Genomic DNA, 26,865 nt, shown 5'->3' with positions numbered 1-26,865 from the left:
CCTAGCAGCTTATCGTAGTGCTCCTTTAACGACTCAGGAAGTTGCGATCGATACTGCGAAAGCATGTCTCGTAAAATCAGTCGGTCTTCCATCGCCATCTCTCGAATGTGTAGCTTATGGGCTATCGCTCCTACCTCCTCATATGCCTGACGGTTTATCCGACGTTTGTAACTTTCCTGCTTACGAACCATGTCCAAGACATAGTTGCGAAACTTGGTCTTGAAGTACCGATACAGGTCCTCTTCGCGTTCTTCAATCCCTGGACATTCTAGCAACAACCGGGACAATATAATCATCCCTTCTTGATCCCAGTCCGACTGCTCCCATAGCTGAATGTAGTATTCCTTCCGCGTCTTATGCACAATACCTGTGACCTTCGCATAAATTCTTTCGAAGCGCATCGTTACCTCCTATATCTAGCTTTACTACAGTCTACTACTTCTGAAGCTATTTGAAACAGCCTTTTCATAAACGGTCTCTTTTTGAGCACGAACGGTCTATTCCTAGTTATGACTAGGCCACAGAGAGCTCAATTTTCGCGTTCCAACCTCAACTTCACTCCTGTGCAAAAAAACTCCCAGAGGCTTTCCTCTAGGAGTTTGTATCTTATAAAAAGGGGGATATCTGTTATAACTGTTATGCTTCGCCTTTGTTTTTCTTGATGATGTCTTCTTGTACTGACTTAGGAACATCTTCATAGTGGTCAAAGACCATCATGAAAGTACCGCGGCCTTGAGTCGCTGAACGAAGAACAGTCTAATCGTCAACAGTCCCTTTAACGGAATATTCCGATTTGGCTTCTCGGAGATTAAAACAATATTTCACAAAAATATCATATACCTCACATAAGTTCTAAATTTCCGCTTTTACGCGATTTTTGTTCCATTATTTCTAATAAAATAGTGCCTATACCTAAGAAAGCAATCCCTAGTAATCCTTCTTCAACTAATAATTGATGAAAATAATCAGGCAATTGACCTTCCATTATTCCCTGTGCAATTTTTATTGACCGTGTCAAAGGTAGGCATTTGGTAAATCCTTGTAGCGTAATAGGAAGTTTATCAAGCGAAAAATTGGCTCCCGTAAAGATCAGTAATAATTTACTGATCAAATTTAAGATGAGATTAACTTCGCTACTCACTAGAATAAAGCAAGCAAGAACATACCCAAAACTCATGGAAACAAAAACGGAAACCATCAGTAATAAAAGAAACCAGCCAAGCAATTGAGTTGACCAGGTTATCCCCATGATTAGACTAACCAAGGTAAGCCCGAGCACTACCGTGACCGTACTAGATAACATGGCACTAAGCATGCTAGACAGAAAGACCTCTTGCACCCTGGTTCTAGAAGCAATCAACAGGCTCAAAGTTCCATGATACTTTTCTGTCAACAATTGCGTTCCAACTCCAAACAAAGCTTGAAAAGAAGAAAGTAATAAGGCATTGCCAATCATCCATTTTTTCACTTCATTAGGCCCATAAATATAGTAAGCTGCTAAGGCAAACAAGAGAGTCTGTGCAATTGGTGGAATCAGATCAAAAAGGACGTACGTTTTCCAATCCGATAATAGTGATTCTTGCTTGTAAGCAAAGCCAATTCTCCTAAAAAAACGATAGATTTTTTCCATTTTTAATAGACCTCCAAACTGGCATCCACACGGCATCGTTTTTCAACTTTCATTAAAGCTAGATAAGCTAAAGTAAAATTAAGCAGGGTCAGCCCACTCAATACTAGAAACACCCTAGTCAATTCTTGAGGCGATTCGCCATAAACTACCAAGTAAAACCCCTTCATCATCCACGTCGGCGAAAGACAGTAGCCAATCCACTGAATTGGTTTCCATAGCAGATCAATTGGAAACACCATACCTGTCATAAGCAAAAAAGGGTACTCTATCGTATTCATCAACAGTTGTGCAACCCTCGAGAGAGTAAACGCCGAGCACATCAGCAATCCTAAACTTACAAAACTCAAAACTGCCAATAAAATCAATAGAATCAAAGCCGAGAGATGCTTAACTGCTATCGTTCTTCCAAATATTAGAAGGACAAATCCGATGTTCAAACCAAAAGTAACTAATCCCCAAATACTGTTTCCCAGCAACTTTCCAAAAAGAATCTTCTTAAACCCCGCAGGAGCTGTAAATAGAACTGGCAATGTCCCCATATATTTCTCACGGTTAATATCACCCGCTGAAGAAAAACAGATGATGGTCCAAAAAGAGGATAGGGAGGACCCTAAAATAGCATAGAGAGTAAATTGAGCGGCAGATTTTTCTGAGTACATCATCCCTAATAGGATGGCGTTACACAAAGGGTTTAAAAAGAGACAGTGACGAAACATGCTTCTCGCAAAAGCTTGTTTCATGTGAACCCACGCACTTGAAAAAATGACTCTCATCTCAACCCCTTTCCACCAATGCAATGTATATATCCTCTAGTGTAACTTCCAATTGCTCTTGCTGATTTAGTTTCTTTGCCAGGATGGCCTCTCTTTCAACATCTGTGATAAGAGAAGCCAACTCTCCCAAAGTACCACAAGTTATCAATTGTCCTTTATTGATAATAGCAATACGATCACATAACTCCTCTGCTTCAGCCATGTAGTGAGTTGTCAAGAGAATGGTCTTTCCTCTAGCAGCTAACGTTTTCACCAAGCGTCTTAATTCCGCAGCTCCAACCGGATCTAGGCCAATGCTCGGTTCATCTAGAAAAATAATTTCCGGATCATTAAGCAAGGCTCTGGCTATTTGGAGCCGTTGCTTCATGCCTTTTGAAAAGGTTTCTACACGACGTTTGGCCACTTGCCCAAGCCCAACCAAATTAAGCAAATCCAAAACCAATTGCGACTGTTGCTTTCTTGGAATCTTATATAGGTCCGCAAAATAGAAAAGATTTTCTTCAGCAGATAACCTATAATAAAGGCTTCTTTCTCCGCCAAAAACAAAATTGATCCGTTCTCGAATGTTTAACTCATCCTTCGAAACATCATAGCCTAAGACTCTTACCCGACCTGACGTTGGTAATAGCATGGTTGCTAAGATTTTTAGGATTGTAGACTTCCCAGCACCATTTTGGCCAAGTAGGCCAAAAACTTCTCCTTCTCTCACCTCAAATGAAATCCCCTTAACAGCTTCAACAAGCTGATCTTCTTTCTTTAAAAATCCGGATTTCCTTCCATAATGCCTAGTCAGGTCCTTAACTGTTATAACGGATGTCATTTGATACCTCTCTTTTGTTCTATATATATCGAATTAGATTATAGTAGAACATTTCTTTTTTGTCAACTAAAAAGCAAAACACGTGTGTGCTCTGCTTATGATTTTATTCATCAAAGGGATGAAGATCCAGATCCTCTGCGATGATCTTTAGTAGTTGGTCAAGGTTTTTCTTAGATAAACTGTAATATTTAGCTGTCTTTACAGGTTCCTCTACGACCAAACCACTCTCTTTTAAACCTGTCATATGGTGGGAAATAGTTGATGGTGCCAATTTCAAAGCCTTAACAATTTCTTGTCCCTTCATAGGCCCCGACTGAGACAAGAGCATTAGAATCCGATAGCGAGTCTCATCTGCAAAAGCCTTAACAACTGCCACTGTGTTTTCTGGATTTTTCTCAGCATTCTCTAAACGACAAAAAACGAATTGCTTGGCCCCATTAGTTTCATCTTCATCAAACAAACGAAGGCATCTTGAGGGGAGCAAGAGAGATGGAATAAAATAAGTCATTTCATAAGGCCCGCGATTCCGAAACTCTTTCCCCATCAATTCTTCGGACAAAGAAAGCGGATCAAGCTTCTCTAGTCGAGAATTTACCTTTTCTTGAAACAGCTGAGCTTTTTGCTGATTTTGAGCAAGCCTTGTCTCTAACCCATCGGAAAGAATGCGCTTCGCCAGATCAAGATATTCTTTGAGATAACGGTCACTTTCCCTGATAAAAGCAACAAATCCTAAATAGCTGGAACAATAGTTCTGAACCTTTCCGTAAAGATCATCTAGTATCTTCTCATCGACCAGTGCCGCCTTAAGATCTTCTTTGGTAGCTTCAGCCAAATGAGACCAGGGTGCTAGAGACCACAACCGCTCTTCTTCTGGCAACCCTAACAGGTAAGCTTCAAATTCTTCTAAGGTAAAATCAACAGTATCAAAATCCAACAAACATTCCAGCACAAAAGCGCCTGTCAACTCTTTTACCGCCCCATAAGTTTCAAAAAGGTGACGAAAAGACTGCTGCCATTCTTTTACCCGCGACCTAGAAAAAAATAAATCCGTAGAAGCGCGCCTAGATTCTCCTAACAGCAGATTATAAACGCCTAGTAAAGCCTCTAAATGCGGTAGAAAATGGTAAACCTTTGATAAAAGTTGAGGATTAGAATAAGACATATAGTTCTCCACAAGTTGTTTAAAATCACTGATGACTTTCATCGGCAATAATCAAATCCGGTCGGGTAGTCCAATCAAAATAAAAGTCATCTATCTTTTACCTTGACCTTTTTAGCCATGAAAATAGGTAAGGTAATTTTAAATAACCCTGACCAATTTCCTATTATCTATTATAGCAAGCTCTCAAGAATTAATCATCCCGTTGGATGTTTTTTATTCCAGATTTTATTTTTCGCTTTAAATAGAAAACCCCCGCCAAAAGCAGGGGTCAATTAGAAGTTGTCTGACTCTAATTGCTATTCTGGGAAACTTGATTAAGCTTCGATTTCAGTAACGATACCTGAACCAACAGTACGTCCACCTTCACGGATAGAGAAAGTAGTACCTTGTTCTACGGCGATTGGGTGGATAAGTTCTACTGAGATAGTTACGTTATCACCTGGCATTACCATTTCAGTACCTGCTGGCAACTCGATTGAACCAGTTACGTCAGTTGTACGGAAGTAGAATTGTGGACGGTAGTTGTTGAAGAATGGCGTATGACGTCCACCTTCTTCTTTAGACAAGATGTAAACTTCACCTTTAAATTTAGTGTGTGGGTTGATTGAACCTGGTTTAGCGATAACTTGACCACGTTCGATTTCGTCACGTTGCACACCACGAAGAAGGATACCTACGTTATCGCCGGCAAGACCTTCATCAAGTTGTTTACGGAACATTTCAACACCAGTAACAACTGCTTTTTTCTTCTCTTCTTTGATACCAACGATTTCGATTTCATCGTTGACACGAACTGTACCACGGTCGATACGTCCTGAAGCAACTGTACCACGACCAGTGATTGAGAACACGTCTTCGACTGGCAACAAGAGTGGCTTGTCAGTGTCACGAACTGGCTCTTCGATGTACTCATCAACAGTGTTCATCAATTCCATGATGATGTCTTCGTACTTAGCATCACCTTCAAGGGCTTTAAGAGCTGAACCTTGAACAACTGGAAGATCATCACCTGGGAAGTCGTATTCAGACAAGAGGTCACGGATTTCCATTTCAACCAATTCAAGCAATTCTTCGTCATCAACCAAGTCAACTTTGTTCATGAAGACGATAAGACGTTTAACACCTACCTGACGTGAAAGCAAGATGTGCTCACGAGTTTGTGGCATTGGACCGTCAGTTGAAGCTACTACAAGGATCGCACCATCCATCTGAGCAGCACCAGTGATCATGTTTTTAACGTAGTCCGCGTGTCCTGGAGCGTCGATGTGTGCATAGTGGCGTTTTTCAGTTTCATACTCAACGTGTGCAGTGTTGATAGTGATACCACGTTCGCGCTCTTCTGGAGCAGCATCGATAGACGCATAGTCTTTCGCTTGGTTAACTGATGATGGAAGACGACGTGCCAAAACAGTCGTGATCGCAGCAGTCAAAGTAGTTTTACCGTGGTCAACGTGTCCGATAGTACCAATGTTAACGTGTGGTTTACTACGGTCAAATTTTTCTTTTGCCATTTGAGTAAATGCCTCCAATAAAATATATTTTATAGAAAGACCGTAGGCAATACAGTCTAACTTTCCTTTCTATTCTATCAAATTGTAGGGAAAATGCAAGTCTTTTACCTGTTTTTCCTCAGATTATTCTTTACCCAAGGTATAATAAGGTTGATTTGGGATAGAAATACCTATAGAAGTAGCGTAAATCCAGTCCATTTCCTCTAGCTGTGCAAAATCTTCGGCACGACCTGTTAGAATAACCCCTCCGAATCGTGCATTAGACATTCCTTGCTTTGCTTCATCCAAAAAGTGAGCTAAATCTTGGTTTAACAACTTCTGTTGTGATGAAATAGTCACCTTGGCCTGTTCTTGGTAAACATTCTCTAAAATAGCTGTAAACTCTTGGAAGGATTCGTCTAAATAAGGCTGTCTCGGTTTCCAGCCAAATAAATCACCCAAGAGCAATTTAGAAGAATTGAGCTTCGTTTCGCTACCAATCCATAACCAGTTCACCTTTAGATTTTTGGGAATAAACGTCTGGATTTCTTCTAAGGTATAGCGTTGCTTAAAGGTTAAAGCAACTTCGACCAACTGATTTTCCATCTTAGAGACATAGGGTAGTTCTTGTGCTGGTTTTCTGATAATATCTTCTGGCCCGTATTCTGCCTGAGGATTGAAAAACAGGGGACTCTTTAGATGTTTTTTAGGACTGTAGGCCATCTCTGTGGCATCCTGAGTCACATTAGCAGGTCTGACATACTCTAAAGAATGGTCTCGATGAAAACCACTAATGGAGTAGGTTGCCTCCAGATCATCATAAGGAACCGCTATACCAAGAATATCTTTTGTTAAGTAATCTTTATATTCACCACCGAACCGTTTCATACGCATCGAAGGCGACCCAAAATCAATATTCGGAAAAGCCACTGTCAGCCTTTGAAAATAGTAATCTTGTAAACGATTGTAATTATTTTGTGCCATTAATTCCAGCCCCATAACGCCTAACAAGACTAACACTAGCCCTAGAAACGTTACCACCGATGAAATCAAAATGGTTCGCTTTATTGCTTTTTTTTGACGTTTTTTAGTCAATAATTCAAATGCTTCCATAAAAATCCCCTTCTTTTTCCAATAAGTCTTTTACTGTTTGTCTCCCTCGCAGTAAATCCATCTTGATCTTGCTTTGAGAACTTCCGGCAACCTGAGCTATCTCCTTGATAGAAAAGCCTTGAAAATAGTGCAATTCAAGAGCTAACTGTTGAGCCTGAGGTAAACTTTGTAGCGCCTCCCAAAGCTTATCGTAGTCTCTCGTATCGTAAAAGAGTAGCTCCTCTGGCCTAAAAAATTCTTTTTGCAAAATCTCATGGTACTTCTTATCCCGTCTATAAAGATCAATGTAACGCCTGACTGCCGTGCGGTACATCCAGGCACGAATCTTGGTTCCAGAAAGGATAAACTCTGCTTCAAGTAGTCGGATAAAAACATCTTGCACCACATCTTCTGCATCGCTTGGCTTGACTCCTGAAGAAACCAAGTAAGCAACTACTTCCTTTGCCCAACGAATGAGTTGCTCACTATATGCATCCAGCTTCATTTCTCCCTCCTTTCACTAATACGACGAATAAGAGTGACCCTAGGTCACAACTTTCTTACATTTTAGCGATTTTTGGGATAAAAAGAAAGAGCCAGCGGCTCTTACTCAATCTTGTAACTGGTGGTAGGGTTGGATAAGAATACTCTCACCAATATTGGAGGAAAAAATCCATTCTTTACCTTCCAAATCTGAAAAATCTTCCGCTCGACCCGTCAAAATCACACCGGAAAAACGGGCTGATTTGACATCTGGATTGGCTTTCAAATAAGTCACAACCTCTTTTTTCTGACTATAGATTTCTCCTTTAGCGGTTGAGAGCGAATGATTAAGCCAGTCCCGGTCTAAAGCAAGCTGTAAATTCTCGGTGAAATCCTGATAGCTCATTTGCCATACGTCTTCTTTTTCTTTATCGGTACTGTCCTTGCCATCTCTAACCAAATAAGGGTTAAGCGAAAAACCAATCTGCTCTTCCGGAGTAAACATAGCTGTATCATAAAGATTGGAATCCGTTCCAATCCAGTACCAGTTGACCATCAATTGTTCTGGAATTTTGTCTGCAATTTCTTCCAGAGTATAAGGTTTGTCAAAGGTCACTGCCATCTCAACAGCATAGCCTTTCATTTGAGACAAAAAAGCAATATCTTGGGTCTTTTCCATATGAAAACCATCTTTTTGACTATAGTCATAGTGAGTATTGTAAAACATAGGGGATTTATACCCAGATCCAAGTGTATAGGTTGCCGTCTGATAAGGAGTTGCGTCCGTACGTGCTCTCCCGCTGATATAGCTCCTGCGCTTCCAAGCCCCATACGGCGCATTGATATCCTCGTAAGGCACTTTAATACCTGCAATAGTTTTGACTCGGTCTAAATAATAATAACCCGAAAACTCAGAGGTTGGCTCAAACACGCTATAATTGTATTGCACATTGGGATAAGCTATCCTGTGCATGCGGTCATAGTAGTCCCTAGTCTCTTCAGCACTTTGCAATGCTCTTCGTGACATGACTGTAAAAGTTATCATCAAGATGGCCAAAGTCAGTAGAACACTCATAACCGTTACAAGCACAACTGTTCTTTGCTTGTTTTTTTTAGCAATCTGCTCAAATGAGTAAATCTTCATAAGTTAATCCTCTTTCTGTAATCCATTGTTTGAGTTGCTTTCGGCCACGCATCAAGTCAATTTTTACCTTACTCTGAGAAATCTGTAAGATACGACTAATTTCTTTAACCGAAAAACCTTGAAAATAGTAAAGTTCCAAAACCCAGCGGTATTTTGCCGGCAATTCAGTTAACATATCATAAAGCTCACTGCTGTCTTGATTATCCGTAACAATCAACTCTTCCTTAAAGAAGTCTCTTTGTAAGAGTTCCTGGTAAGTCTTCTCCCTGCGATAACGGTCAATGTAGAGCCTTACCGCCACACGGTACATCCAAGCACGCATTTTTTCTCTGGGAAGGGCAAATTTCCCTTCCAGCATTTTTACTAAAACATCTTGAGTAACATCATAAGCATCCGACTGGCTAACTCCCGATTTTATCAAATAGTGGACAATTTCTTCAGCTAAGACCACTAATTCCATCTCATACCGGTCAAGCTTCATGGCCTCACCTCTCCTTCTGTCACTAGTATAACGGATAAACAGATGGATTGGTTACAAAAAGAAAAAAACTTAGAAAATCTCCTAAGTTTTTATGGTTTTTTATCCAGAATTCCGTAGTCCTGTCGCCACACCATTAATAGTGGTATGGATTAGTTTTCGGGCTTCCTGTTCAGGCATTCCTTGTCGGATACGCTTGATCAGTTCTATTTGCAGGTAATTCAAGATATTAAAGTAAGGCAGTCGATGCTCCAAGCTGGCTTTTAAGAAAGCATTATCTGCCAACAAATCGTCTTCATCTTCAATGGCTAAAATAATATTTTTAGTCAACTGCCATTCATCAAGAATGGTATTGAAAATATCGCGAACCTCAGGTTTTTGGCAAAGCTGGGTATACTTAAAGGCTATGTTCATATTTGTCTTAGACAGTACCATATCAACATTGGACAGGAGCGACCTAAAGAAGGGCCAGCTTTGATACATTTTCTGGAGTTTAGCTAAGTTAGCTTCATCCTTGTCAATAAAGCGTTTAAAACTAGAGCCAACCCCGTACCATCCCGGAAGCATGACACGGTTTTGTGACCAAGAAAAGACCCAAGGAATGGCACGCAAGCCACCGATATCTGTAATTGTTTTACGTGCAGCTGGCCGTGACCCGATATTGAGCTGAGAGATAGACTGAATCGGACTGGCTTCAAAGAAATAATCATAAAACTCTGGCGTCTCAAAAACCAATTCACGATAAATCTTATAGCTGTCAGCTACAATCGTATTCATGGTCTCACGGTAATCGTCAATCTCGTTTGGATCAGTCAACATAGGTGTCACCATCCGATCAAGAGTTGCAGACAAGAGCATTTCAAAGTTGAAATACGCCGCATCCTTATTTCCATATTTGTTGCCAATCACTTCTCCCTGCTCGGTCACTCGAATACGATCCTTGATTGAGCCAAACGGCTGAGAAGTAATCGCCGCATAGGACGGGCCACCGCCACGGCCAACGGTCCCGCCACGGCCATGGAAGAAGGTAATTTTAACCCCCTGCTTACGACCAATTTGGGTCAAGTCATTTTGTGCCTTATAGAGGGTCCAACCAGAGGCGAGATACCCACCGTCCTTATTAGAATCCGAATACCCTAGCATAATTTCCTGATAACCTTTATTGGAAGCCACCCATTTTTGGACAATCGGCAACTGCAAATAGTCCGTCATGATTTGATTGGCGTTTTCAAGGTCTTCGATGGTTTCAAACAAAGGCACAATCTGCACACGCGCCTGATGATTATCAACAAGACCAGCTTCCTTCAGCAAGATAGCTAATTCTAACATGTCGGACACACTTTCAGTGTGTGAGATGATGTTCTGCTTGATGACAGCTTCTCCCAAACGGTCTTTTAAGCGCCGTGCCATTTGGAAGATGGCCAGTTCTCCTTGGAGCAATTCTGATTTTTCTAGGTGCGTTGCTGACAGGATACGCGGGTCTTGGGTTAATTGTTTCAGCAAGACGGCAACCTTGTCTGACTCAGACAAGTTAGTGTAGTTAGGTTCAATATTGGCTGATGCCAATAATTCAGCTACACAGGCCTCATGAATGGAAGAATCTTGTCGCATATCAATGGAAGCCAGGTAAAACCCAAAAACATCAGCTGCTTCCAGAAGTTCTGTAAAGGTCCCAGATAAAAGAGACGCTGCATTATTTTCGATAAGTGAATCTCGAATCAGTCCCAAATCATGCTTAAAAGCATCAATATCGACATATCTAGGCCCTACGTCTTGACCATCCACTAGATAACTCCGCGTGTTTTGGAGATTTTGACGAATGTCATAAAAAGCCTTACGGTAGGGTTCTTTTTCACGATAAACGGAAGCGTCCTTAGACCGCTCTGCCATTTCCAAAACAGCCTGACTAGTCTTCACAAAGCTACTGGAAAGGGCAATCTCCCGGTACAATTGATAGAGTTTCTGGTCGTAATAGTTAAAAATCACTTCTGCTTGGGTGAGAGCTGATTTCTCTAGCGTTTCCGCTGTTACAAAAGGATTTCCATCCCGGTCTCCCCCTACCCACATGCCCATCTGGATAGGTCGCGGATTTTGCAACACAATCCCTTTTTCTGTAGCCAGACGTTTGTACTCAGTCTGCAATTTGGTGATTGCCTTAATAATGGAAAAGTCATAATAGGACATGACGTTTGTGATTTCATTAGAGACTTTGAGTTTCTTCTCTCTTATCATGTCTGTCTGCATCATAATTTCAATGTAACGCTGGAGGTCTGCATGCCACTTTTCCCTATTGACTAGGCCTGCTTTCACATCTCTGTGTTTACGAAGCAGATGATGCAGGTGGTTGGTCAACTCCAACATTGTCTCCCGTTGTACCTGAGTCGGATGCGCTGTCAATACAGGGACCACTTGCACACTTTCAAGGATTTCAGCCGCATTCTCAGCCTGAGCCACCTGCTCAATTGTTGTCGAAATCCGGCCTAGATAATCCTCATCGGTATTATTTTTCCGATTGATTTCATAAGCCAGATCAACATCCTCTAAAATATTGATTAGGAGTGGCAAAATCGAAAAGTAACGAGCGATGGTATCCATTTCGCTACTCTTCAACTCACCAACTAGTTGGTCAATCTCTTGGTATTGATTTGCCTTGGCTAAACGCTTTAAATTCTGGATTTTATCAAAGGTTTCTGGCTCAATCAATTTTTGAGTGACTTGATCAAGGATTTGCGTCAAAATAGTTGTCTCTTCCTTCATCATTGATTGATTGATATTACTCTCTAATTTTGGACTCGCCATAAATATCTCCTCAACAATAGATTTCTACTATCATACCATTTTCAACCCTAAAAAGACAGTAGACAGGTATATCGCATGCCATTTTTTCGAAAATCATATTACTTTCTTCCAGAATTATAGTGAACAGAATAATAAAGAGGGGCAATCCCCATCAAAAAAGAGTCTGAGACAGACTCTTGCTTCAAAACTGAGTGACTTCCATTTGGCGTTCGAGGGCATCCCTCTTCTCACTGGCATCAATATTCAGCACAAACGCAATTGCCAAGGAAATGATCAGCAAACTATTCCCACCTTGGGATAAAAACGGGAAGGTTACCCCTGTTGAAGGGATTAACCCTGACATGCCTCCGATATTGACAAAAGTCTGCATCAATAGCATGCCTCCAACCCCCATTGCCATCATAGCATTGAAAGGATTTTTAGCTCTTATTCCAACAAGGAAAATCCGAAGAATTAAGAAAAACAGCAAAGCCAAAATCAAACTAGCCCCCACTAGTCCCAGCTCCTCTAAAACAATCGAGAAGACAAAGTCCGTATGGGCCTCTGGTAGATAGCCATTTTTTTCAATCGAATTACCCAAACCAAGGCCAAACCAGCCCCCATTGGTCATAGCGTAGTAGGAGTTAGTCATCTGCAACCCTGCTCCCCTTGGATCGATAAAGGGATCAAAGAAAGCACTGAAGCGTCTGGCAACATAGCCAAAGATCGGTACCTTGGCCATCGTATCAACTCCGACCAACCAAATCAATCCTAAAAAGGCACCAGCACTTAAAAATATGCTCCCAAAAATGACTTGAAACCAGCGAAAGCCAATCCCTGATACAGCTACCATAATCGCAACAGTCAAGGTAATAATAACCGCATTCCCCAAATCAGGCATAATGACCACCAGACCGATTAATAGACCACTGATGGTCCGCCAATCCGTAAAACTACGAGGTAGAATGGTATTTTCTGTGATCACCTGATAGTCATATGTCCCTACCAAGTCTTGAATCTTAGAAAACTTATAAGCTAGGTACCAGACAATAATCAATTTCAAATACTCTGCAGGCTGAATGGAAATATAGCTCCCAAAGTTCAGCCACCCTCTGGCCCCGTTAACCTCCTGGCCAAAAATCCGACTAGCAATCAAAAGGCCTGCTTCAACCCATAAGACAATCGTAATCAGAAAACCGTTCCCCAAAAAGGTCAACTTCATCCGATAAATCAGCATCAGCAAAATTAAACTGACAAGAAAAAAGGCTGATTGGCTAATCACTGATTTAAAAGGATTTCCTCCTGTTAAAATAGAATTAGCACTCGTTGTCGAATAAACGATAATCAGTCCCAGAACTGATAAAATCAGGTAAGGCAATAGAATGGAGTAGTTCATCAAGCGCCCTTTATTAATTTTCATTCCAATCAATCTCCTATCCATTATAGGTGTCTATTATACCATGTTCTACCTTATAAATACAGCAGAAGCTCATTTGTGCTATAATAACGGGAGGAGGTTTTCAAATGTCAATACTTTACGATTTACCCATTGAAGCCCAAGATGGAACAAAAACAACGCTTGAACCTTACAAAGGAAAAGTACTCTTAATTGTCAATACAGCTACAGCTTGCGGCCTGACACCACAATATCAAGGTCTGCAAGAACTTTACGACATCTTTCATGACCAAGGCTTAGAAGTCCTTGATTTCCCTTGCAATCAATTTATGAACCAAGCACCTGAGGATGACCAAGCTATCAATCACTTCTGCCAACTTAACTATCAGACCACTTTTGCTCGTTTCAAAAAAATTGCTGTCAACGGGCCTAATACCTGCCCCCTCTTTCAGTACTTGAAGGAAAAACAACCTGGCCATCTAGGCAAAAGCATCAAATGGAACTTTACAAAATTCCTCGTCAATCGCCAAGGACAAGTCGTTGCCCGTTTCTCCCCCCAAACAGAACCCGCTGAGCTTCAAGCTGCTATACAAGCATTGCTTTAGAAAATGACTCACTTTTCCACCTTATTCTTACTCAGGATTAAAATCAACCGTCGCTACCGCTTCCTCAAAAGCTCTCAAAAGTTTGCCTTTATGAGCTTACCTTATCCGTCAAAGGGATCTGCCCTTGGTCTTTCGACAACCAGAAAGGGGTTATCCTTGAAGCTAGCCTATTAAAAAGTTAAAAAGCCACCTCTTCGTAATGCCCCAATCGTTAGATGTTTTCTATCCAACTTTGTGAGGCCTTCATAGAAGAGGTCGCTTTTTAATGTAGTAAGGTGTTTTTACTCGAGCTAAGATCTTGACTGTGTTTAGAAGGTCTCCAAATAAAACTCAATCTTGTCTCCAGGTTTTACTTCGTAGCTTTCAGCACCAACATCCGCCATTTTGCCATTGACCTTGTACATCCAGTAGGTGTTTTTTGCCGGATCCTGACTAACACCATTGATAGCAGTCACCAGTCCGTCTTCCTCATTGACAGTGAAGTTATCCTCAAGGACGTCCATAACAGAGTCGCCAACTTCAAAAGTCACTTCTTTTTCTGTCTCCTTGTCCGCAAATTTCACAAGAACAGACGCCTGTGCTTTGGGATCATCATCCCCTACTTGAGTGGTTGAATGGCTAACTGGGGCTGATGAGGGAGCTGGCGAGCAAGCCGCTAAAGTTGTGATAGATACTAAAGCCAATAAACTAGCGTATGATTTTTTCATGGTTAAAAAGTCTCCTTAGACTATAAAATACGATTGGATAGAAAGCGATTGTTGACAGAGCGTGCAAATAATCAAAAACCAATCCGTTTAGCCAATAAACCCAAAGGTTGGTGCCATACATAAAGCTATCAAGCACACTGATTACAAAGCTATAGATAAAAGGCATAATTCCTGATAAAATAGCCAAAACCGGTACCTCTAAAAAGCCTATTTTAATCAACGGTTTAAGCCCATAGTTCCAAAACAGCAGAATGGCTGCATAAGCTATTATTTGCCACAAAATCCAGATACCAAAACCTAGGTAAAAACCCGTAACTATCATGGTCAAGCTCATGATGACGATAACTTCCCATAGCTTGAAATAGGAGAGACAAACTAAAAAAATAGCTGTGATGGGTTTTATATTGGGAAAAGCACCAAAGCTCAATCTTAATGCAATACAAAGACTAGCCATTAAGGATAATTTTGTCATTTGCCTTACTGTCATAGCATTCTCTTTTCTTCCTTTCCATAACTTAAGAGTAGAGTATTTCAGATCACTTGTCAAGTTTTGCTTTCTAGTCATGTGAAAAACATACATTTTTTTTGATTTTTTAACAATATTACGTTAGAATGGAAAGGATGAGAAAACAGATCAAACCTATTGTGGTACTCACTTTTTTTGCCTTATTTTTTGCAACGATTCTTTTCACAAAATGGGGAGCTGATCGAGCTGCTGAAGCAAAAAAGGCTGCACAAAAAGTGACGCCTACCATTACAACCACTTCCTCGACAAACTCAAAATCCAAGTCCTCTCTTACCGAGGAGTATATCTCACGGCCAATTATTGATCTCTCTGGTTGGCAATTGCCAACTAATATCGACTATGATGCAATGTCTAACTATATTTCAGGAGCTATTATTCGTGTCCAAAGCGGCATGAACACCAAAAAAGACAACAATGCATCCGATAAAAATGGGATTGATAAGGCCTATAAGACCCATATTCGAGAATTTCAAAAACGAGACGTCCCTGTTGCTGTCTATGCTTATGTCACAGGAAAAAGTGAAGAGGAGATGAGAAAGGAAGCGAAAATTTTTTATGAGGCTTCTTCTCCTTTTAATCCAACCTTTTATTGGCTGGATGTTGAAGAAAAAACCATGCCAAACATGGACCTGGGTGTCGAAGCTTTCCGCTCTGAACTAGAAAGTCTCGGCGCTAAAAATATCGGCATATACATCGGGACTTACTTCATGGAAGACCATTCCATCTCTGTCAATAAATTCGATGCGGTGTGGATGCCTACCTATGGTTCTGACTCAGGTTACTACGAGGCTCTTCCTTCAACAGATATTGATTATGATCTTCACCAATACACCTCTCGTGGATGGTCAGCTGGTATCTCAGAAGTGGTTGATCTCAACCAACTCTCGCCACTCAAGGATAAAATGGAAACCTACAAAAAGCTTTTCACTGTCCCAGAGTCCGACTAATCCTTTCAAAGGACTATATTTACCAATTGAAAGATGATATAATGTGGGTATCATCTTTTTCTATTATAAGGAGTTTATTAGTTATATGTTTTCTTGGTTATCTCGTATTTTCAAAGGTATGATCATTGCTCTAGGTTTTATTCTCCCTGGTGTTTCCGGTGGAGTCTTAGCCGCTATTTTAGGGATTTATGAGCGACTCATTTCCTTCTTGGCACACCTCAAAAAGGACTTCGTAGAGAATATTCTCTACTTTCTTCCTGTAGGCATCGGTGGGGTTCTAGGAATTGCGCTCCTATCTGCTCCTGTCGAATGGTTACTGGAGCATTACCAGGTCATCACCCTCTGGGCTTTTGCTGGAGCTATTGTTGGCACTTTGCCAAGCCTTTGGGCAACCGCTACCGAAAAAAGTCCCCGCGATGCCAAGGACTGGGCCTGGTTGATCGGAACTTTTTTAGGTTCAGGTCTCTTACTCTACTTTTTGAACGATTTAGTTGGCACAATACCGGCTAATTTTACAACTTTTATCTTAGCAGGAAGTCTGATAGCTTTGGGAATCCTGGTCCCTGGCCTTTCTCCTTCGAATCTCTTGCTGATTTTAGGCCTCTACTCTCCAATGCTTTCTGGATTTAAACGTCTTGATTTGATAGGAACCTTCCTCCCTATTGCCATAGGTGGTGTTCTAGCAATCCTGCTGTTTTCCAAAGCTATGGAATATGCTCTGAGCCATCATCATTCGAGGGTTTACCACTTCATCATCGGCATTGTCTTATCATCGACACTTTTGATTCTCATTCCAAACGCCAACAATGCTGAAAGCATTTCCTATGCCGGTGCCTCTTTCTTCACCTATTGCTTAGCCATCCTTTTCTTTGGCTTAGGAGCATGGCTAGGACTTTGGATGAGTCGTTTAGAAGAAAAATATAAATAATATGGCTAAAAAACAGAAATTGAAAAAAACCTTAGTAGAGCAGATTTTGGATAAGGCTGGCATTGTCCACGAGGGTCTGGCCCTCAATGCCTTAGCTGATGAGTCGGTAGCTGTTCCTAGGGAGGAAATCTTTAAGACACTAGCTCTAATCGGAGATAAGACCGGACCAATTATTGGCATTATCCCCTTAACGGGACATCTTTCTGAAAAAAAATTAGCCCAGGTATCTGGTAACAAAAAAGTCCAGATGATCCCCCAAAAGGACCTCCAAAAAACAACTGGCTACATCCACGGTGCCAACAATCCTATCGGGATCCGTCAAAAACACCGCTACCCGATTTACTTGGACAAACAGGCCTTGATACTAGGCCAAATTATTGTTTCAGCAGGCGAGGTCGGACGCAGCATCCGAATCGACAGTCAGACACTCGCTGATTTTGTCGGGGCTGATTTTGCCGATCTTATGGATTAAGCCAAACGATTTAAACACCAAAACATTCGAACGGAGGTAACATGACCCGCTTATACTTTGTCCGACATGGAAAAACCCAATGGAACATCGAAGGACGCTTTCAGGGCAATCAAGGAGATTCCCCGCTTCTTCCAGAAACCTTAGAGGACTTAAAAGTCCTCGGTCAACACTTATCTAATATTTCCTTTGACCACATCTTTTCTAGCGATTTGCCCAGAGCAGCTAAGACAGCTCAGGCTATCCTTAACAAACAAGATCCCCAGCCACCTTTAACCTTAACCGCAGATCTCCGAGAATGGAAACTAGGAAAGCTGGAAGGGACCAAGGTGCGTTTGATGAAAGATCTCTATCCTAAGCAACACCACGCTTACCGTCATAATCTCAGCCGCTTCAATGCCGAGCTTTTCGAAGCTGAGAGTGTTTATGAAGCGACTAGCAGGTGGACTGGTTTTGTCAAAGCTCAAAAGGATTTGGGTGCGGAAAATCTCCTCTTTGTCAGCCACGGCGCTATTTCAACCGCTTCAATCCGAACCTTGCTAGGCTTTGACCCATCTGAATTGCGTAAAGCCGGAGGACTCTACAATTCAAGTGTGACGATTCTTGAAACAGAAGATTTTGAGACCTTCCAATTGATCACATGGAATGATGTCAGTTTTCTCACCAATAATCAGGAAATTATTATTCCAGGGCTTGGCAAGAAATGATGAATTAGAGCTGTTTTTACAGTGATTTTATGATAGAATAGAACAATAGGAATAAGGAGATAATGACATGTCAAGTGAACATACACAAGAATTAAATGACCAGCAGCTAGTCCGTCGTGAGAAAATGAATGCCCTGCGTGAACAAGGGATTGATCCTTTTGGCAAACGCTTTGAACGCACGCACAATTCCAAAGAATTAAAGGATCTTTATGCTGATAAAGATAAGGAACAGCTCCATGAACTGGCTGAGTCAGCTATCGTTGCTGGCCGTATCATGACTAAACGTGGCAAGGGGAAGGTCGGCTTTGCTCATATCCAAGACAGAGAAGGTCAACTTCAGCTCTACGTCCGCAAAGACGAAGTTGGTGAGGAAAACTACGATATTTTCAAAAAAGCTGACTTGGGTGACTTCATTGGAGTGGAAGGTCTCATTATGCGAACGGATATGGGAGAGTTAACCATTCAGGCTAAACAATTGACGCACCTATCCAAGGCCCTCCGTCCTCTGCCTGAAAAATACCATGGCCTCTCTGACATTGAGACCATCTATCGTAAGCGTCATCTGGACTTAATTTCTAACCGTGACAGCTTTGAACGTTTTGTGACGCGTTCTAAAATGATCTCTGAAATCCGCCGTTACATGGATGACAATGGATTCTTAGAAGTGGAAACACCGATCTTACATAATGAAGCCGGTGGAGCAGCAGCAAGACCTTTTATTACCCATCACAATGCCCAAAACATTGACATGGTCCTTCGAATTGCAACTGAGCTTCACTTAAAACGTTTAATCGTCGGTGGCATGGAGCGCGTCTATGAGATTGGCCGTATTTTCCGTAATGAAGGAATGGACGCTACGCATAACCCTGAGTTCACCTCCATTGAAGCTTACCAAGCCTATGCAGATTACGAAGACATCATGGACTTGACCGAAGGCATCATCCAACATGCGACAAAGGCTATCAAGGGCGACGAACCTGTTGTCTATCAGGGAACTGAAATTAAAATCATGGAACCTTTTAAGCGAGTACACATGGTTGATGCCATCAAGGATATCACAGGAGTCGACTTCTGGAGTGACATGACGTTTGACGAAGCAGTGGCGATAGCGAAAGAAAAGAAGGTAGCTCTTGAAAAACACTACACCGAAGTCGGGCAGATTATCAATGCCTTCTTTGAAGAATTCGTTGAGGAGACGTTGATCCAGCCAACCTTCATCTATGGCCATCCTGTTGCGGTCTCACCACTCGCTAAGAAAAATGATGATGACCCTCGTTTCACCGATCGCTTCGAGCTCTTTATCATGACCAAAGAGTATGCTAACGCCTTTACAGAGCTGAACGATCCAATCGATCAATTAGAACGCTTTGAGGCCCAAGCCAAGGCTAAAGAACTGGGAGACGATGAAGCAACTGGTGTAGACTATGATTTTGTCGAAGCTCTAGAGTACGGTATGCCACCAACTGGTGGACTCGGTATCGGGATTGATCGCCTCTGCATGCTCTTGACTGATACCACTACCATTCGGGATGTCCTCCTCTTCCCAACGATGAAGTAATTGACCTAAACAACTTTGATTTGATGAGCTTTATAAATCGACTAAGCTTAACGCGAATTTCGTGCCCCATTTTTTGAAATAAGAAAAAACGAACGATCTCAGACCTAGAAAGTCAATTCTAAGTGAGAGGTTCGTTTTTTAGTCATTTCCGCATTCCTATTTGTCACATTGAGCTATATCTATTTCACTTCAATAATGGCATTCTAAGAACGTGTGTTAGAATAGCGTTCAAAATAGTTGCTACTTCATAGAATATTTGGATCATTTTTAAAATAGAAAAGGAAGGTTTCTTGGGATTTAAAATAGGATGGTAAAGAAACTCAGAATAGGCCCTGCCCCCACAAAATGAGACATAAGAAAAACACTCCTGTTGAAATCTAGTAAACTAGAAACAGGAGTGTTTTATTATGGTTAAACAAGCCTATTCGATAGAAACTAAGTTAGCCTGTATCGAGATGAAAAAAGCAGGCAAAAGCAATAAGGTCATCAAAGAGACTCTAGGGATTAAAAATAAGAGTCAAATCTATACTTGGATGAAATGGCATGATCAGGAGGAAGTACATCGTCTCCATCAACCTGTAGGAAAACAATATACCTACGGCAAAGGGATGGACCAGCTATCTGAAGTAGAACAATTGAAATTACAGGTGGAACTGCTAAAAAAGTATCGAAGCTTGATAAGAAACTCGACAAAGTAAGTCTTATCAAGCTGGTGGAAAAATACAAGAAGGTGTATCCAGTGTCCCTTATTCTAGACTGTTTCGATGTCAAACGCTCAACCTTCTACCGTTGGAAATCGGAAGGGATGAGGACACAACAAAGAGAGGAGGTAATAGACAAAATCGAGCATCTCTGTATGGAAAATCAGTTCATCTACGGTTATCGTACCATCACTCGACTGCTAAAGAAGAGTTTTGACCGCGTCGTGAATCGTAAGAAAGTCTATCGTATCATGAAGGAAAAGGGTTGGCTCTGTCGAACACGGCCTAAGAAGGCACCAAATTTAGGAAAGCCATACTATGTGACAGAAAATAAGCTAGACCGCGACTTTCAGGCAGATAAACCAATGGAGAAGCTTGTCACAGATATCACTTATCTCTACTTTGGCAACTGTAAGCTCTATTTATCCTCTATCATGGACCTCTATAACCGTGAAATTGTGGCTTATACCATTTCGGATTGCCAAGATACGGAGGTCGTATTAGATACGCTTAATCAGCTAGAATTATCTCAAGGAGCGCTCCTACACAGCGACCAAGGCTCTGTCTATACCTCGAAGGCCTACTTTCAGGCTTGTACAGAAAAAGGCATTACCCGCTCCATGTCCCGTAAGGGAACACCAGCGGACAATGCCTGCATCGAATGGTTCCATTCCGTCCTAAAGTCTGAAACCTTCTATCTCCACAAGTGGAGAAATCTAACTAAAAACAGTATAACAGATATTGTCAAAAATTACATCACATTTTATAATGAAATGAGAATTCAACAGAGATTAAACGACCAGTCTCCTGTTCAATACAGAAAACTGGCCACCTAAAGAGTGTTTTTCTTATGTCCCATTAGTGGGGTGCAGTGCCATAGCCGGTTGTTTTCACTCATTCATGTCTCTTTTAGAGTCCCTTTTTCCCCACATCAAGCACACGTTGCCTAAAAGCCACTCTGTGAACTCTAACTCTTTCGGGGTAACTACCCAATCATGACAAATCTATTTTAGATTAAAAAATCAAAATCTGAGGGAATCGGTGGCCATCGAGTAAGTATTTTTTAAACAAGGCAGCACCCAAAAAATACTGGAGGAGACTATTAGGCTCAGATTTTAAAACACGTATTATTTATCAGCATTCTGTCTTTATTATTACAAAAACCTTAGCTCTATTAAGTAAGAGCTAAGGTTTATACGTTTAATTTTTAGCAACCATCTTAGGTTATTCCCTCATGCCATAGCCTACTCCGCGAATGGTTTGAATATAGGATGGACGACCTGGCACATCTATCTTACTTCTTAGGTAACGGATATAGACATCAACGATGTTAGTCTCTGCTGTTGATTCATATTTCCAGACACGCTCTAGGAGCTGTTCACGACTTAACGGTGTATGACTAGCCATTAAAGTCGCCAATAAATCATACTCTCTCCTGGTCAAGAGCAATAACTCTTCACCACGGTAAGCCACATGCTGCTTGCGGTCCAACCTGAGATCTTGGTAAGCTGTCCTTGTCTGAATTAAACTACAATTTTGGTCAATAAAATCCCTACCACGAAAGATCCGACTGATTAAATCTAAGAGTTCAGCTATCACAAACGGTTTGACAATAATGCTAACAGCATAGCGTCCGATTGCTTCTTGATTGGTTTGCACTTCTTCACAACTAGCCATCACGATGATAATTGTAGCTGGTCTGAGGTAGTTAATCTCCTTGGCAAATTCTTGGCTATTCATGTCGCCCAGCTGAAAATCCGCCAAAATCAAATCATATTCTCGCTCACGAACTTGCTTTAAAGCAGTTTTACCATTCTCTTCAAAATCAACACTATAATCAAACTTTTGTAACTCTATAGAAATAAAGCGACTTAGACTACGCTCCGGCGAACAAAGGAGAATGCGTTTAACCATCTGTTAGTTTTCATCATACCATGAGTAATGGAAGATGCCTTCCTTATCTTTACGCTCGTATGTATGGGCACCAAAGTAGTCCCGCTGAGCTTGAATGAGATTTGCTGGCAGATCTGCTGCTCGGTAGCTATCAAAATAAGAAATAGCACTTGAGAAAGTCGGCACTGGTACGCCAGCCTGAACAGCCAGAGCAACCACATCACGTACTGCTTGTTGGTATTTTGCTGTAATATCAATAAAGTACTCATCTAAAAGCAAGTTAGCCAAATCTGCGTCACGACCATAAGCATCTGTGATCTTTTGCAGGAAGCGGGCACGAATAATACAACCTGCACGCCAGATAGACGCAATCTCGCCAAACGGTAAATTCCAATTGTACTCTTTAGACGCTACGCGCAGTTGAGCAAAACCTTGGGCATAGGACATGATTTTAGAGAAGTAAAGTGCTTGACGGATTTTCTCAATTAATTCAGCCTTATCACCTTCATAAACATAGGTTGCCGGTGCTGGTAAAATCTTGCTAGCTTTGACACGCTCTTCCTTATAAGTAGAAATATAGCGCGCAAAGACAGATTCTGTGATCAAGGACAATGGCACACCCAAATCAAGCGAGGACTGACTGGTCCACTTTCCTGTTCCTTTATTACCAGCTGCATCCAGAATGTAATCAACAAGCGGACCAGCTTGTCCTTGATCATCCTGACGAGTCAAGATATCAGCTGTGATTTCAATCAAGTAACTGTCCAGCTCTCCTTTGTTCCACTCAGTGAAGACATCAGCCATCTCAGCTGTTGACAAGCCTAGAAGGTTCTTCATCAAGTCATAAGACTCGGCAATTAACTGCATGTCTCCGTACTCGATACCGTTGTGGACCATTTTCACATAGTGACCCGCACCATCTGGACCGATATAAGTCACACATGGAGCACCATCTTCTGGGGCTTTGGCAGAGATTTCTTCCAAGACATCAGCGACCAGTTCATATGCTTCTTTTTGGCCACCAGGCATGATAGAAGGTCCCTCAAGGGCACCTTTTTCACCACCAGAGACACCTGTTCCGATGAAGTTAATGCCTGAATCAGCCAATTCCTTGGAACGACGAATCGTATCTTCAAAATAGGTGTTCCCACCGTCAATCAAGATATCTCCCTCATCCAAGTAAGGCAAGAGTGACTGGATTGTCGCATCAGTTCCCTTGCCAGCCTGAACCATGAGCATAATGCGTCTTGGCTTCTCAATTGACTGAACAAAACTCTCCACATCATAGCTTGCGACCAAGTTTTTATCTGGATTGCTGTTGATGACATCCTCTGTCTTATCGGAAGAACGGTTATAGATTGCCACTGTATAGCCACGGGACTCTACATTAAGAGCGAGGTTACGCCCCATAACTGCCATACCGACAACACCAAAATTTGCTTTTGTCATAAAAATTCTAACTCCTCATTTCATTTATTATCATTATACACTTATGGCGCTGAGTTTTCAAGAATTTTGAAATATTCAGACGATTACTTATTAATCCTCATCAAACAGACCGGCTAGACCTGCAAATGGAGATTGGGCTTCTTTCTTGCTTGTTTGAGCTTCTTCATAGTCTTCTTGGGACATGACTTGCCAGTCCTTTCCTTCTGGATAAGACTCATTTGCCTCTTCCTCTGGTGTCAAAATTTTGAGGGGAATATTGAGTAAAATATTGTCTGCAACACTCTCTGAGAGGTCTATCATATCCCCCTCAATTGGCAAGAAAAGTTCTTCTGCTTCGTCTCCTGCCAAATCCCTAATCTCAGTGGCCTCCATAAAGAGTTCTGAGACAGGGTAGCTCTCCTGCCACTTCACGGGTGTCATGGACCTACTAGAAGGCATGGTCAAGCTGTAGGATAACTGATAGTCCAGCACATAAAGATTGTTCTGATAAGTGACTGTCCCTTCAACCAGAATGTCTTCAATATCTAGGATTTCAGAGTTGCGAGCCTGTAAATCTGCTTTTAGGTCAAGCTTTTCCTTAAAAGAAAGCCCCTCTTTATTTTTCTTGATGTCTAAAATATGAAACATAATACCTTCCTTTTATAAGCGACGCAAGCGTTCAACCCGCTCTGAAATTGGCGGATGGGTGTAAAAGAGTTTTTGCAAGTTCCCTTTTTTAAGAGGATCATTGATATAAAGCGCTGCACTGGCCTCATCTACGGGCTGAGACATAGGACGACTGTGATCCAACTTTAAAAGCGCATTGATCATCCCTTGAGGGTTTCTGGTCAATTCGACCGCAGAAGCATCCGCTAAAAATTCTCGTTGCCGTGAAATAGCTAATTGGACTAAAGTTGCAGCCAAAGGCGCCAAAACCAAAGCTAGTAGCGATAGTAGTAAAATGATGATCTGCCCACCATCATTGTCACGGTCATCACGGCGTCTGCTACGTCCCCCGCCATACCACATCATCCGCTGAGACATAGAGGCTAACAGCGTTATGGCTGAACCAAGGGCAACAGCAATCGTTGCAATCCGGATGTCATAATTACGAATGTGACTGACTTCATGTGCCATGACTGCTTCCAGCTCTTCACGGTTCATGACCTGAAGCAAGCCAGTTGTTGCAGCAACTGCTGCATTTTCTGGTTTTGAACCAGTTGCAAACGCATTTAGCGCCTCGTCTTCAATAATAAACACCCTTGGCATGGGAATTTGAGCCACCATGGCCATGTCCTCGACAATATGATATAGCTCTGGCGCCTGAGCGGCTGTCACCTCTCTCGCATGGTTCATGGACATGACCACGTTGGTTGATTGAAAAATCATAGAAACAGCATAAATTAGGCCTATAACTAAGGCAATTACTGCTCCTGCTGGACCAGATTGCAACCAAAGGTAACCGACCCCATATCCAACCAAAGCTAGCAGGATGAAAAAAATCAGTAAAAGAAAAACTGTTCGCCGTTTATTGGTTGCAATTTGGTCGTATAGCATATTAGTCTCCTAAACCATTTGGTCCAAAATTGACTGTCGGCACCACCTTTTCCTCTTCGGGAATACTGAGAAAAATGCTCGGCTGGAAACCGAAGAATTTTGCAAAAAGATTCGTCGGGAAGGTCTGCAACTTAGCATTGTAGTTAGCAGTTGTTGAGTTAAATAACTGACGGGAATAGGCGATCTTATTTTCTGTATTAGTCAGCTCTTCCTGCAGTTTAGTATAATTGGCTGAAGCTTTGAGGTCAGGATAGGCTTCTGCAACTGCCATTAAGCCAGACACCTGACGACTAAGTTCATCACTAGCTGCCATTTTTTCTGCTGGATTAGAGGCTCCTGCTACCTTATTGCGCAATTGGATAACCTTTTCAAGCGTTTCTTGTTCGTAACGGCCGTAACCCTTAACGGTCTCAATCAGGTTTGGAATCAAATCGTGACGACGTTTAAGCTGCACATCAATCTGACTCCAAGCCTCCTCGGTGTGCATCCGACTTCTCACCAAACCATTATAAATAGCAATGCCTCCCAAAACCACCAAAACAATAAGAATCAGTAAAAATAACCACATTAGCATAGTCTCCTTTATTTTTATGATACCATTATATCAAAATTTCCTGATTTATGATAAAATGAAGAAGATTTACAGAAAAAGGATAGCTTATGACAACACAAGAATTTTACTCCCTCCTTGCTGACAAGGGCTTTGAACTTTCTGACCAGCAAAAAAAGCAATTCGAGCGTTATTTTCAACTGTTGGTTGAATGGAATGAAAAAATCAATCTGACAGCAATCACCGAGAAGGAAGAGGTCTACCTCAAACATTTTTACGATTCACTAGCACCCGTTCTCGAAGGCTTTATTCCTAATGATTGCCTACGACTCTTGGACATTGGAGCCGGGGCTGGCTTTCCCAGTCTACCGATGAAGATCCTTTGCCCTAATCTTGAAGTGACCATCATTGATTCACTCAATAAACGTATCACTTTCCTTAATCGACTGGCAGATGAGCTGGAACTGACTGGCGTTTATTTTTTCCACGGCAGAGCAGAAGATCTGGGGCAAAATAACCAATTTAGGGCTCAATTTGACATCGTCACTGCTAGGGCTGTCGCAAGAATGCAGGTGCTCTCTGAGCTAAGCATTCCTTTCCTCAAGGTCAAAGGCCAACTCATCGCCCTCAAGGCCAGCTCAGCCGATGAAGAAAACCTAGCTGCTAAAAACGCCCTCAACCTACTCTTTAGCCAAATCAAGACTTCTCACGACTATCAGCTGCCAAATGGTGACCCCCGCAACATCACCATCGTTGAAAAGAAAAAAGAAACCCCAAATAAGTACCCTAGAAAGGCCGGCATTCCCAATAAGAAGCCTTTATGAATCCTTACAAACACTATTCCTCAACTCTTCAGTCATAACCACCTGTGAAAACGGGTGGCTTGTACACCGGCTATAAGCCGTTAAACTCCAGCAGCGTCTAAAGACGCTCGCTGAACGTTGTTCAGGTTATGCTTCTATTACTTGACTATTGCCCGTAACAACGGGCTTTTATCTTGTTCTAAATCCTCCATCTGAAAAGGGATCTTCGTATTCTTTAAC

Annotated in this window: 27 protein-coding genes and 1 pseudogene; 8 read left to right on the top strand and 20 right to left on the bottom strand. The window is 41.7% G+C overall.

Annotated features, from left to right (window positions below; all coding sequences use genetic code 11):
• The 13 genes and pseudogenes from HF992_RS10515 to ftsW form a co-directional block, all read right to left on the bottom strand.
• The coding region (locus HF992_RS10515) for a sigma-70 family RNA polymerase sigma factor (protein WP_168549981.1) at positions 1–401 on the bottom strand (401 nt) is incomplete at its 3' end.
• Between the two features lie 235 nt (positions 402–636).
• Positions 637–756: pseudogene (locus tag HF992_RS10510) on the bottom strand (hypothetical protein); the annotation flags it as partial.
• A gap of 85 nt (positions 757–841) precedes the next feature.
• Positions 842–1,630 carry an ABC transporter permease gene (locus HF992_RS10505; protein ID WP_168549980.1) on the bottom strand — a complete coding sequence of 263 codons (789 nt, stop codon included), beginning with the start codon at positions 1,628–1,630 and terminating at the stop codon, positions 842–844.
• Positions 1,631–1,632: 2 nt separating this feature from the next.
• Positions 1,633–2,403 carry an ABC transporter permease gene (locus tag HF992_RS10500; protein WP_168549979.1) on the bottom strand — a complete coding sequence of 257 codons (771 nt, stop codon included), beginning with the start codon at positions 2,401–2,403 and terminating at the stop codon, positions 1,633–1,635.
• Between the two features lies 1 nt (position 2,404).
• A complete protein-coding gene (locus HF992_RS10495) occupies positions 2,405–3,223 on the bottom strand; it encodes an ABC transporter ATP-binding protein (protein ID WP_168549978.1) in 819 nt (272 codons plus the stop codon).
• 103 nt (positions 3,224–3,326) lie between these two features.
• A complete protein-coding gene (locus HF992_RS10490) occupies positions 3,327–4,385 on the bottom strand; it encodes an ArsR/SmtB family transcription factor (protein ID WP_168549977.1) in 1,059 nt (352 codons plus the stop codon).
• 314 nt (positions 4,386–4,699) lie between these two features.
• Positions 4,700–5,896, bottom strand: coding sequence for an elongation factor Tu (gene tuf / locus HF992_RS10485; RefSeq protein ID WP_168549976.1), 1,197 nt, complete (start codon positions 5,894–5,896; stop codon positions 4,700–4,702).
• Positions 5,897–6,019: 123 nt separating this feature from the next.
• Positions 6,020–6,988 (bottom strand): anti sigma factor C-terminal domain-containing protein, encoded by a 969-nt coding sequence (locus HF992_RS10480; protein WP_168549975.1) that lies wholly within the window; start codon positions 6,986–6,988, stop codon positions 6,020–6,022.
• Entirely contained in the window at positions 6,975–7,472 is a 498-nt protein-coding gene (locus HF992_RS10475; protein ID WP_168549974.1) for an RNA polymerase sigma factor, read from the bottom strand. Before HF992_RS10475 ends, HF992_RS10480 begins: the two co-directional genes overlap by 14 nt.
• 105 nt (positions 7,473–7,577) lie before the next feature.
• Positions 7,578–8,594, bottom strand: a complete 1,017-nt coding sequence (locus HF992_RS10470) for an anti sigma factor C-terminal domain-containing protein (protein ID WP_168549973.1) — start codon at positions 8,592–8,594, stop codon at positions 7,578–7,580.
• Positions 8,575–9,075 carry an RNA polymerase sigma factor gene (locus HF992_RS10465; protein WP_168549972.1) on the bottom strand — a complete coding sequence of 167 codons (501 nt, stop codon included), beginning with the start codon at positions 9,073–9,075 and terminating at the stop codon, positions 8,575–8,577. The genes HF992_RS10470 and HF992_RS10465 overlap by 20 nt, the downstream gene beginning before the upstream one ends.
• 99 nt (positions 9,076–9,174) lie before the next feature.
• Positions 9,175–11,871, bottom strand: a complete 2,697-nt coding sequence (gene ppc, locus HF992_RS10460; protein WP_168549971.1) for a phosphoenolpyruvate carboxylase — start codon at positions 11,869–11,871, stop codon at positions 9,175–9,177.
• A gap of 181 nt (positions 11,872–12,052) precedes the next feature.
• A complete protein-coding gene (ftsW, locus tag HF992_RS10455; protein WP_168549970.1) occupies positions 12,053–13,270 on the bottom strand; it encodes a cell division peptidoglycan polymerase FtsW in 1,218 nt (405 codons plus the stop codon).
• A 104-nt stretch (positions 13,271–13,374) separates the two neighbouring features.
• On the opposite strand from ftsW, the gene HF992_RS10450 reads away from it, so the two are divergent.
• Complete coding sequence (locus HF992_RS10450; RefSeq protein WP_168549969.1) at positions 13,375–13,851, top strand: glutathione peroxidase; 477 nt, start codon at positions 13,375–13,377, stop codon at positions 13,849–13,851.
• A 308-nt stretch (positions 13,852–14,159) separates the two neighbouring features.
• Here HF992_RS10450 and HF992_RS10445 read toward each other — a convergent pair whose 3' ends face one another.
• Complete coding sequence (locus HF992_RS10445) at positions 14,160–14,558, bottom strand: DUF4430 domain-containing protein (RefSeq protein ID WP_168549968.1); 399 nt, start codon at positions 14,556–14,558, stop codon at positions 14,160–14,162.
• Entirely contained in the window at positions 14,539–15,045 is a 507-nt protein-coding gene (locus HF992_RS10440) for a hypothetical protein (protein ID WP_168549967.1), read from the bottom strand. The genes HF992_RS10445 and HF992_RS10440 overlap by 20 nt, the downstream gene beginning before the upstream one ends.
• 134 nt (positions 15,046–15,179) lie before the next feature.
• On the opposite strand from HF992_RS10440, the gene HF992_RS10435 reads away from it, so the two are divergent.
• The 6 genes from HF992_RS10435 to HF992_RS10410 all read left to right on the top strand — a co-directional run bounded on the left by HF992_RS10435 (position 15,180) and on the right by HF992_RS10410 (position 21,230).
• A complete protein-coding gene (locus HF992_RS10435) occupies positions 15,180–16,031 on the top strand; it encodes a glycoside hydrolase family 25 protein (protein ID WP_168549966.1) in 852 nt (283 codons plus the stop codon).
• A gap of 85 nt (positions 16,032–16,116) precedes the next feature.
• The gene (locus tag HF992_RS10430; RefSeq protein WP_168549965.1) at positions 16,117–16,959 is read left to right on the top strand and encodes a DUF368 domain-containing protein; all 843 of its coding nucleotides are present in this window, start codon (positions 16,117–16,119) and stop codon (positions 16,957–16,959) included.
• Between the two features lies 1 nt (position 16,960).
• Entirely contained in the window at positions 16,961–17,431 is a 471-nt protein-coding gene (locus tag HF992_RS10425; RefSeq protein WP_168549964.1) for an aminoacyl-tRNA deacylase, read from the top strand.
• Positions 17,432–17,472: 41 nt separating this feature from the next.
• Complete coding sequence (locus HF992_RS10420) at positions 17,473–18,135, top strand: histidine phosphatase family protein (RefSeq protein ID WP_168549963.1); 663 nt, start codon at positions 17,473–17,475, stop codon at positions 18,133–18,135.
• Between the two features lie 67 nt (positions 18,136–18,202).
• A complete protein-coding gene (gene lysS, locus HF992_RS10415; RefSeq protein ID WP_168549962.1) occupies positions 18,203–19,693 on the top strand; it encodes a lysine--tRNA ligase in 1,491 nt (496 codons plus the stop codon).
• 404 nt (positions 19,694–20,097) lie between these two features.
• A protein-coding gene (locus HF992_RS10410; RefSeq protein ID WP_425505608.1) for an IS3 family transposase occupies positions 20,098–21,230 on the top strand; the annotation gives its coding sequence in 2 pieces (ribosomal slippage) (positions 20,098–20,371 and positions 20,371–21,230; 1,134 coding nt in all).
• Between the two features lie 388 nt (positions 21,231–21,618).
• Here the strand turns inward: HF992_RS10410 and HF992_RS10405 are convergent.
• From HF992_RS10405 to HF992_RS10385, 5 genes are all read right to left on the bottom strand, one after another.
• Positions 21,619–22,308, bottom strand: a complete 690-nt coding sequence (locus HF992_RS10405) for a response regulator transcription factor (protein ID WP_168549960.1) — start codon at positions 22,306–22,308, stop codon at positions 21,619–21,621.
• 3 nt (positions 22,309–22,311) lie between these two features.
• Positions 22,312–23,736, bottom strand: a complete 1,425-nt coding sequence (gndA, locus tag HF992_RS10400) for an NADP-dependent phosphogluconate dehydrogenase (protein WP_168549959.1) — start codon at positions 23,734–23,736, stop codon at positions 22,312–22,314.
• 90 nt (positions 23,737–23,826) lie between these two features.
• Positions 23,827–24,363 carry a YceD family protein gene (locus HF992_RS10395; protein WP_168549958.1) on the bottom strand — a complete coding sequence of 179 codons (537 nt, stop codon included), beginning with the start codon at positions 24,361–24,363 and terminating at the stop codon, positions 23,827–23,829.
• A 12-nt stretch (positions 24,364–24,375) separates the two neighbouring features.
• Positions 24,376–25,272, bottom strand: coding sequence for a zinc metalloprotease HtpX (gene htpX / locus HF992_RS10390; RefSeq protein ID WP_168549957.1), 897 nt, complete (start codon positions 25,270–25,272; stop codon positions 24,376–24,378).
• Between the two features lies 1 nt (position 25,273).
• Positions 25,274–25,846: a LemA family protein gene (locus HF992_RS10385; RefSeq protein WP_168549956.1), complete on the bottom strand. Its 573-nt coding sequence runs from the start codon at positions 25,844–25,846 to the stop codon at positions 25,274–25,276.
• Between the two features lie 86 nt (positions 25,847–25,932).
• On the opposite strand from HF992_RS10385, the gene rsmG reads away from it, so the two are divergent.
• Positions 25,933–26,646 (top strand): 16S rRNA (guanine(527)-N(7))-methyltransferase RsmG, encoded by a 714-nt coding sequence (gene rsmG / locus HF992_RS10380; RefSeq protein ID WP_168549955.1) that lies wholly within the window; start codon positions 25,933–25,935, stop codon positions 26,644–26,646.
• Positions 26,647–26,865 lie beyond the last annotated feature (219 nt).

The sequence above is a fragment of the Streptococcus ovuberis genome (genome assembly GCF_012396585.1).
GTDB classification, from domain to species: Bacteria; Bacillota; Bacilli; order Lactobacillales; family Streptococcaceae; genus Streptococcus; species Streptococcus ovuberis.
This window is presented reverse-complemented; position numbering and strand designations above follow the sequence as displayed.

Bases quoted from the DNA above. Each gene is read 5' to 3' on its own strand.
- HF992_RS10505 (WP_168549980.1), bottom strand. From the start codon at position 1,630: ATGGAAAAAATCTATCGTTTTTTTAGGAGAATTGGCTTTGCTTACAAG.
- HF992_RS10500 (WP_168549979.1), bottom strand. From the start codon at position 2,403: ATGAGAGTCATTTTTTCAAGTGCGTGGGTTCACATGAAACAAGCTTTT.
- HF992_RS10495 (WP_168549978.1), bottom strand. From the start codon at position 3,223: ATGACATCCGTTATAACAGTTAAGGACCTGACTAGGCATTATGGAAGG.
- HF992_RS10490 (WP_168549977.1), bottom strand. From the start codon at position 4,385: ATGTCTTATTCTAATCCTCAACTTTTATCAAAGGTTTACCATTTTCTA.
- tuf (WP_168549976.1), bottom strand. From the start codon at position 5,896: ATGGCAAAAGAAAAATTTGACCGTAGTAAACCACACGTTAACATTGGT.
- HF992_RS10480 (WP_168549975.1), bottom strand. From the start codon at position 6,988: ATGGAAGCATTTGAATTATTGACTAAAAAACGTCAAAAAAAAGCAATA.
- HF992_RS10475 (WP_168549974.1), bottom strand. From the start codon at position 7,472: ATGAAGCTGGATGCATATAGTGAGCAACTCATTCGTTGGGCAAAGGAA.
- HF992_RS10470 (WP_168549973.1), bottom strand. From the start codon at position 8,594: ATGAAGATTTACTCATTTGAGCAGATTGCTAAAAAAAACAAGCAAAGA.
- HF992_RS10465 (WP_168549972.1), bottom strand. From the start codon at position 9,075: ATGAAGCTTGACCGGTATGAGATGGAATTAGTGGTCTTAGCTGAAGAA.
- ppc (WP_168549971.1), bottom strand. From the start codon at position 11,871: ATGGCGAGTCCAAAATTAGAGAGTAATATCAATCAATCAATGATGAAG.
- ftsW (WP_168549970.1), bottom strand. From the start codon at position 13,270: ATGAAAATTAATAAAGGGCGCTTGATGAACTACTCCATTCTATTGCCT.
- HF992_RS10450 (WP_168549969.1), top strand. From the start codon at position 13,375: ATGTCAATACTTTACGATTTACCCATTGAAGCCCAAGATGGAACAAAA.
- HF992_RS10445 (WP_168549968.1), bottom strand. From the start codon at position 14,558: ATGAAAAAATCATACGCTAGTTTATTGGCTTTAGTATCTATCACAACT.
- HF992_RS10440 (WP_168549967.1), bottom strand. From the start codon at position 15,045: ATGACAGTAAGGCAAATGACAAAATTATCCTTAATGGCTAGTCTTTGT.
- HF992_RS10435 (WP_168549966.1), top strand. From the start codon at position 15,180: ATGAGAAAACAGATCAAACCTATTGTGGTACTCACTTTTTTTGCCTTA.
- HF992_RS10430 (WP_168549965.1), top strand. From the start codon at position 16,117: ATGTTTTCTTGGTTATCTCGTATTTTCAAAGGTATGATCATTGCTCTA.
- HF992_RS10425 (WP_168549964.1), top strand. From the start codon at position 16,961: ATGGCTAAAAAACAGAAATTGAAAAAAACCTTAGTAGAGCAGATTTTG.
- HF992_RS10420 (WP_168549963.1), top strand. From the start codon at position 17,473: ATGACCCGCTTATACTTTGTCCGACATGGAAAAACCCAATGGAACATC.
- lysS (WP_168549962.1), top strand. From the start codon at position 18,203: ATGTCAAGTGAACATACACAAGAATTAAATGACCAGCAGCTAGTCCGT.
- HF992_RS10405 (WP_168549960.1), bottom strand. From the start codon at position 22,308: ATGGTTAAACGCATTCTCCTTTGTTCGCCGGAGCGTAGTCTAAGTCGC.
- gndA (WP_168549959.1), bottom strand. From the start codon at position 23,736: ATGACAAAAGCAAATTTTGGTGTTGTCGGTATGGCAGTTATGGGGCGT.
- HF992_RS10395 (WP_168549958.1), bottom strand. From the start codon at position 24,363: ATGTTTCATATTTTAGACATCAAGAAAAATAAAGAGGGGCTTTCTTTT.
- htpX (WP_168549957.1), bottom strand. From the start codon at position 25,272: ATGCTATACGACCAAATTGCAACCAATAAACGGCGAACAGTTTTTCTT.
- HF992_RS10385 (WP_168549956.1), bottom strand. From the start codon at position 25,846: ATGCTAATGTGGTTATTTTTACTGATTCTTATTGTTTTGGTGGTTTTG.
- rsmG (WP_168549955.1), top strand. From the start codon at position 25,933: ATGACAACACAAGAATTTTACTCCCTCCTTGCTGACAAGGGCTTTGAA.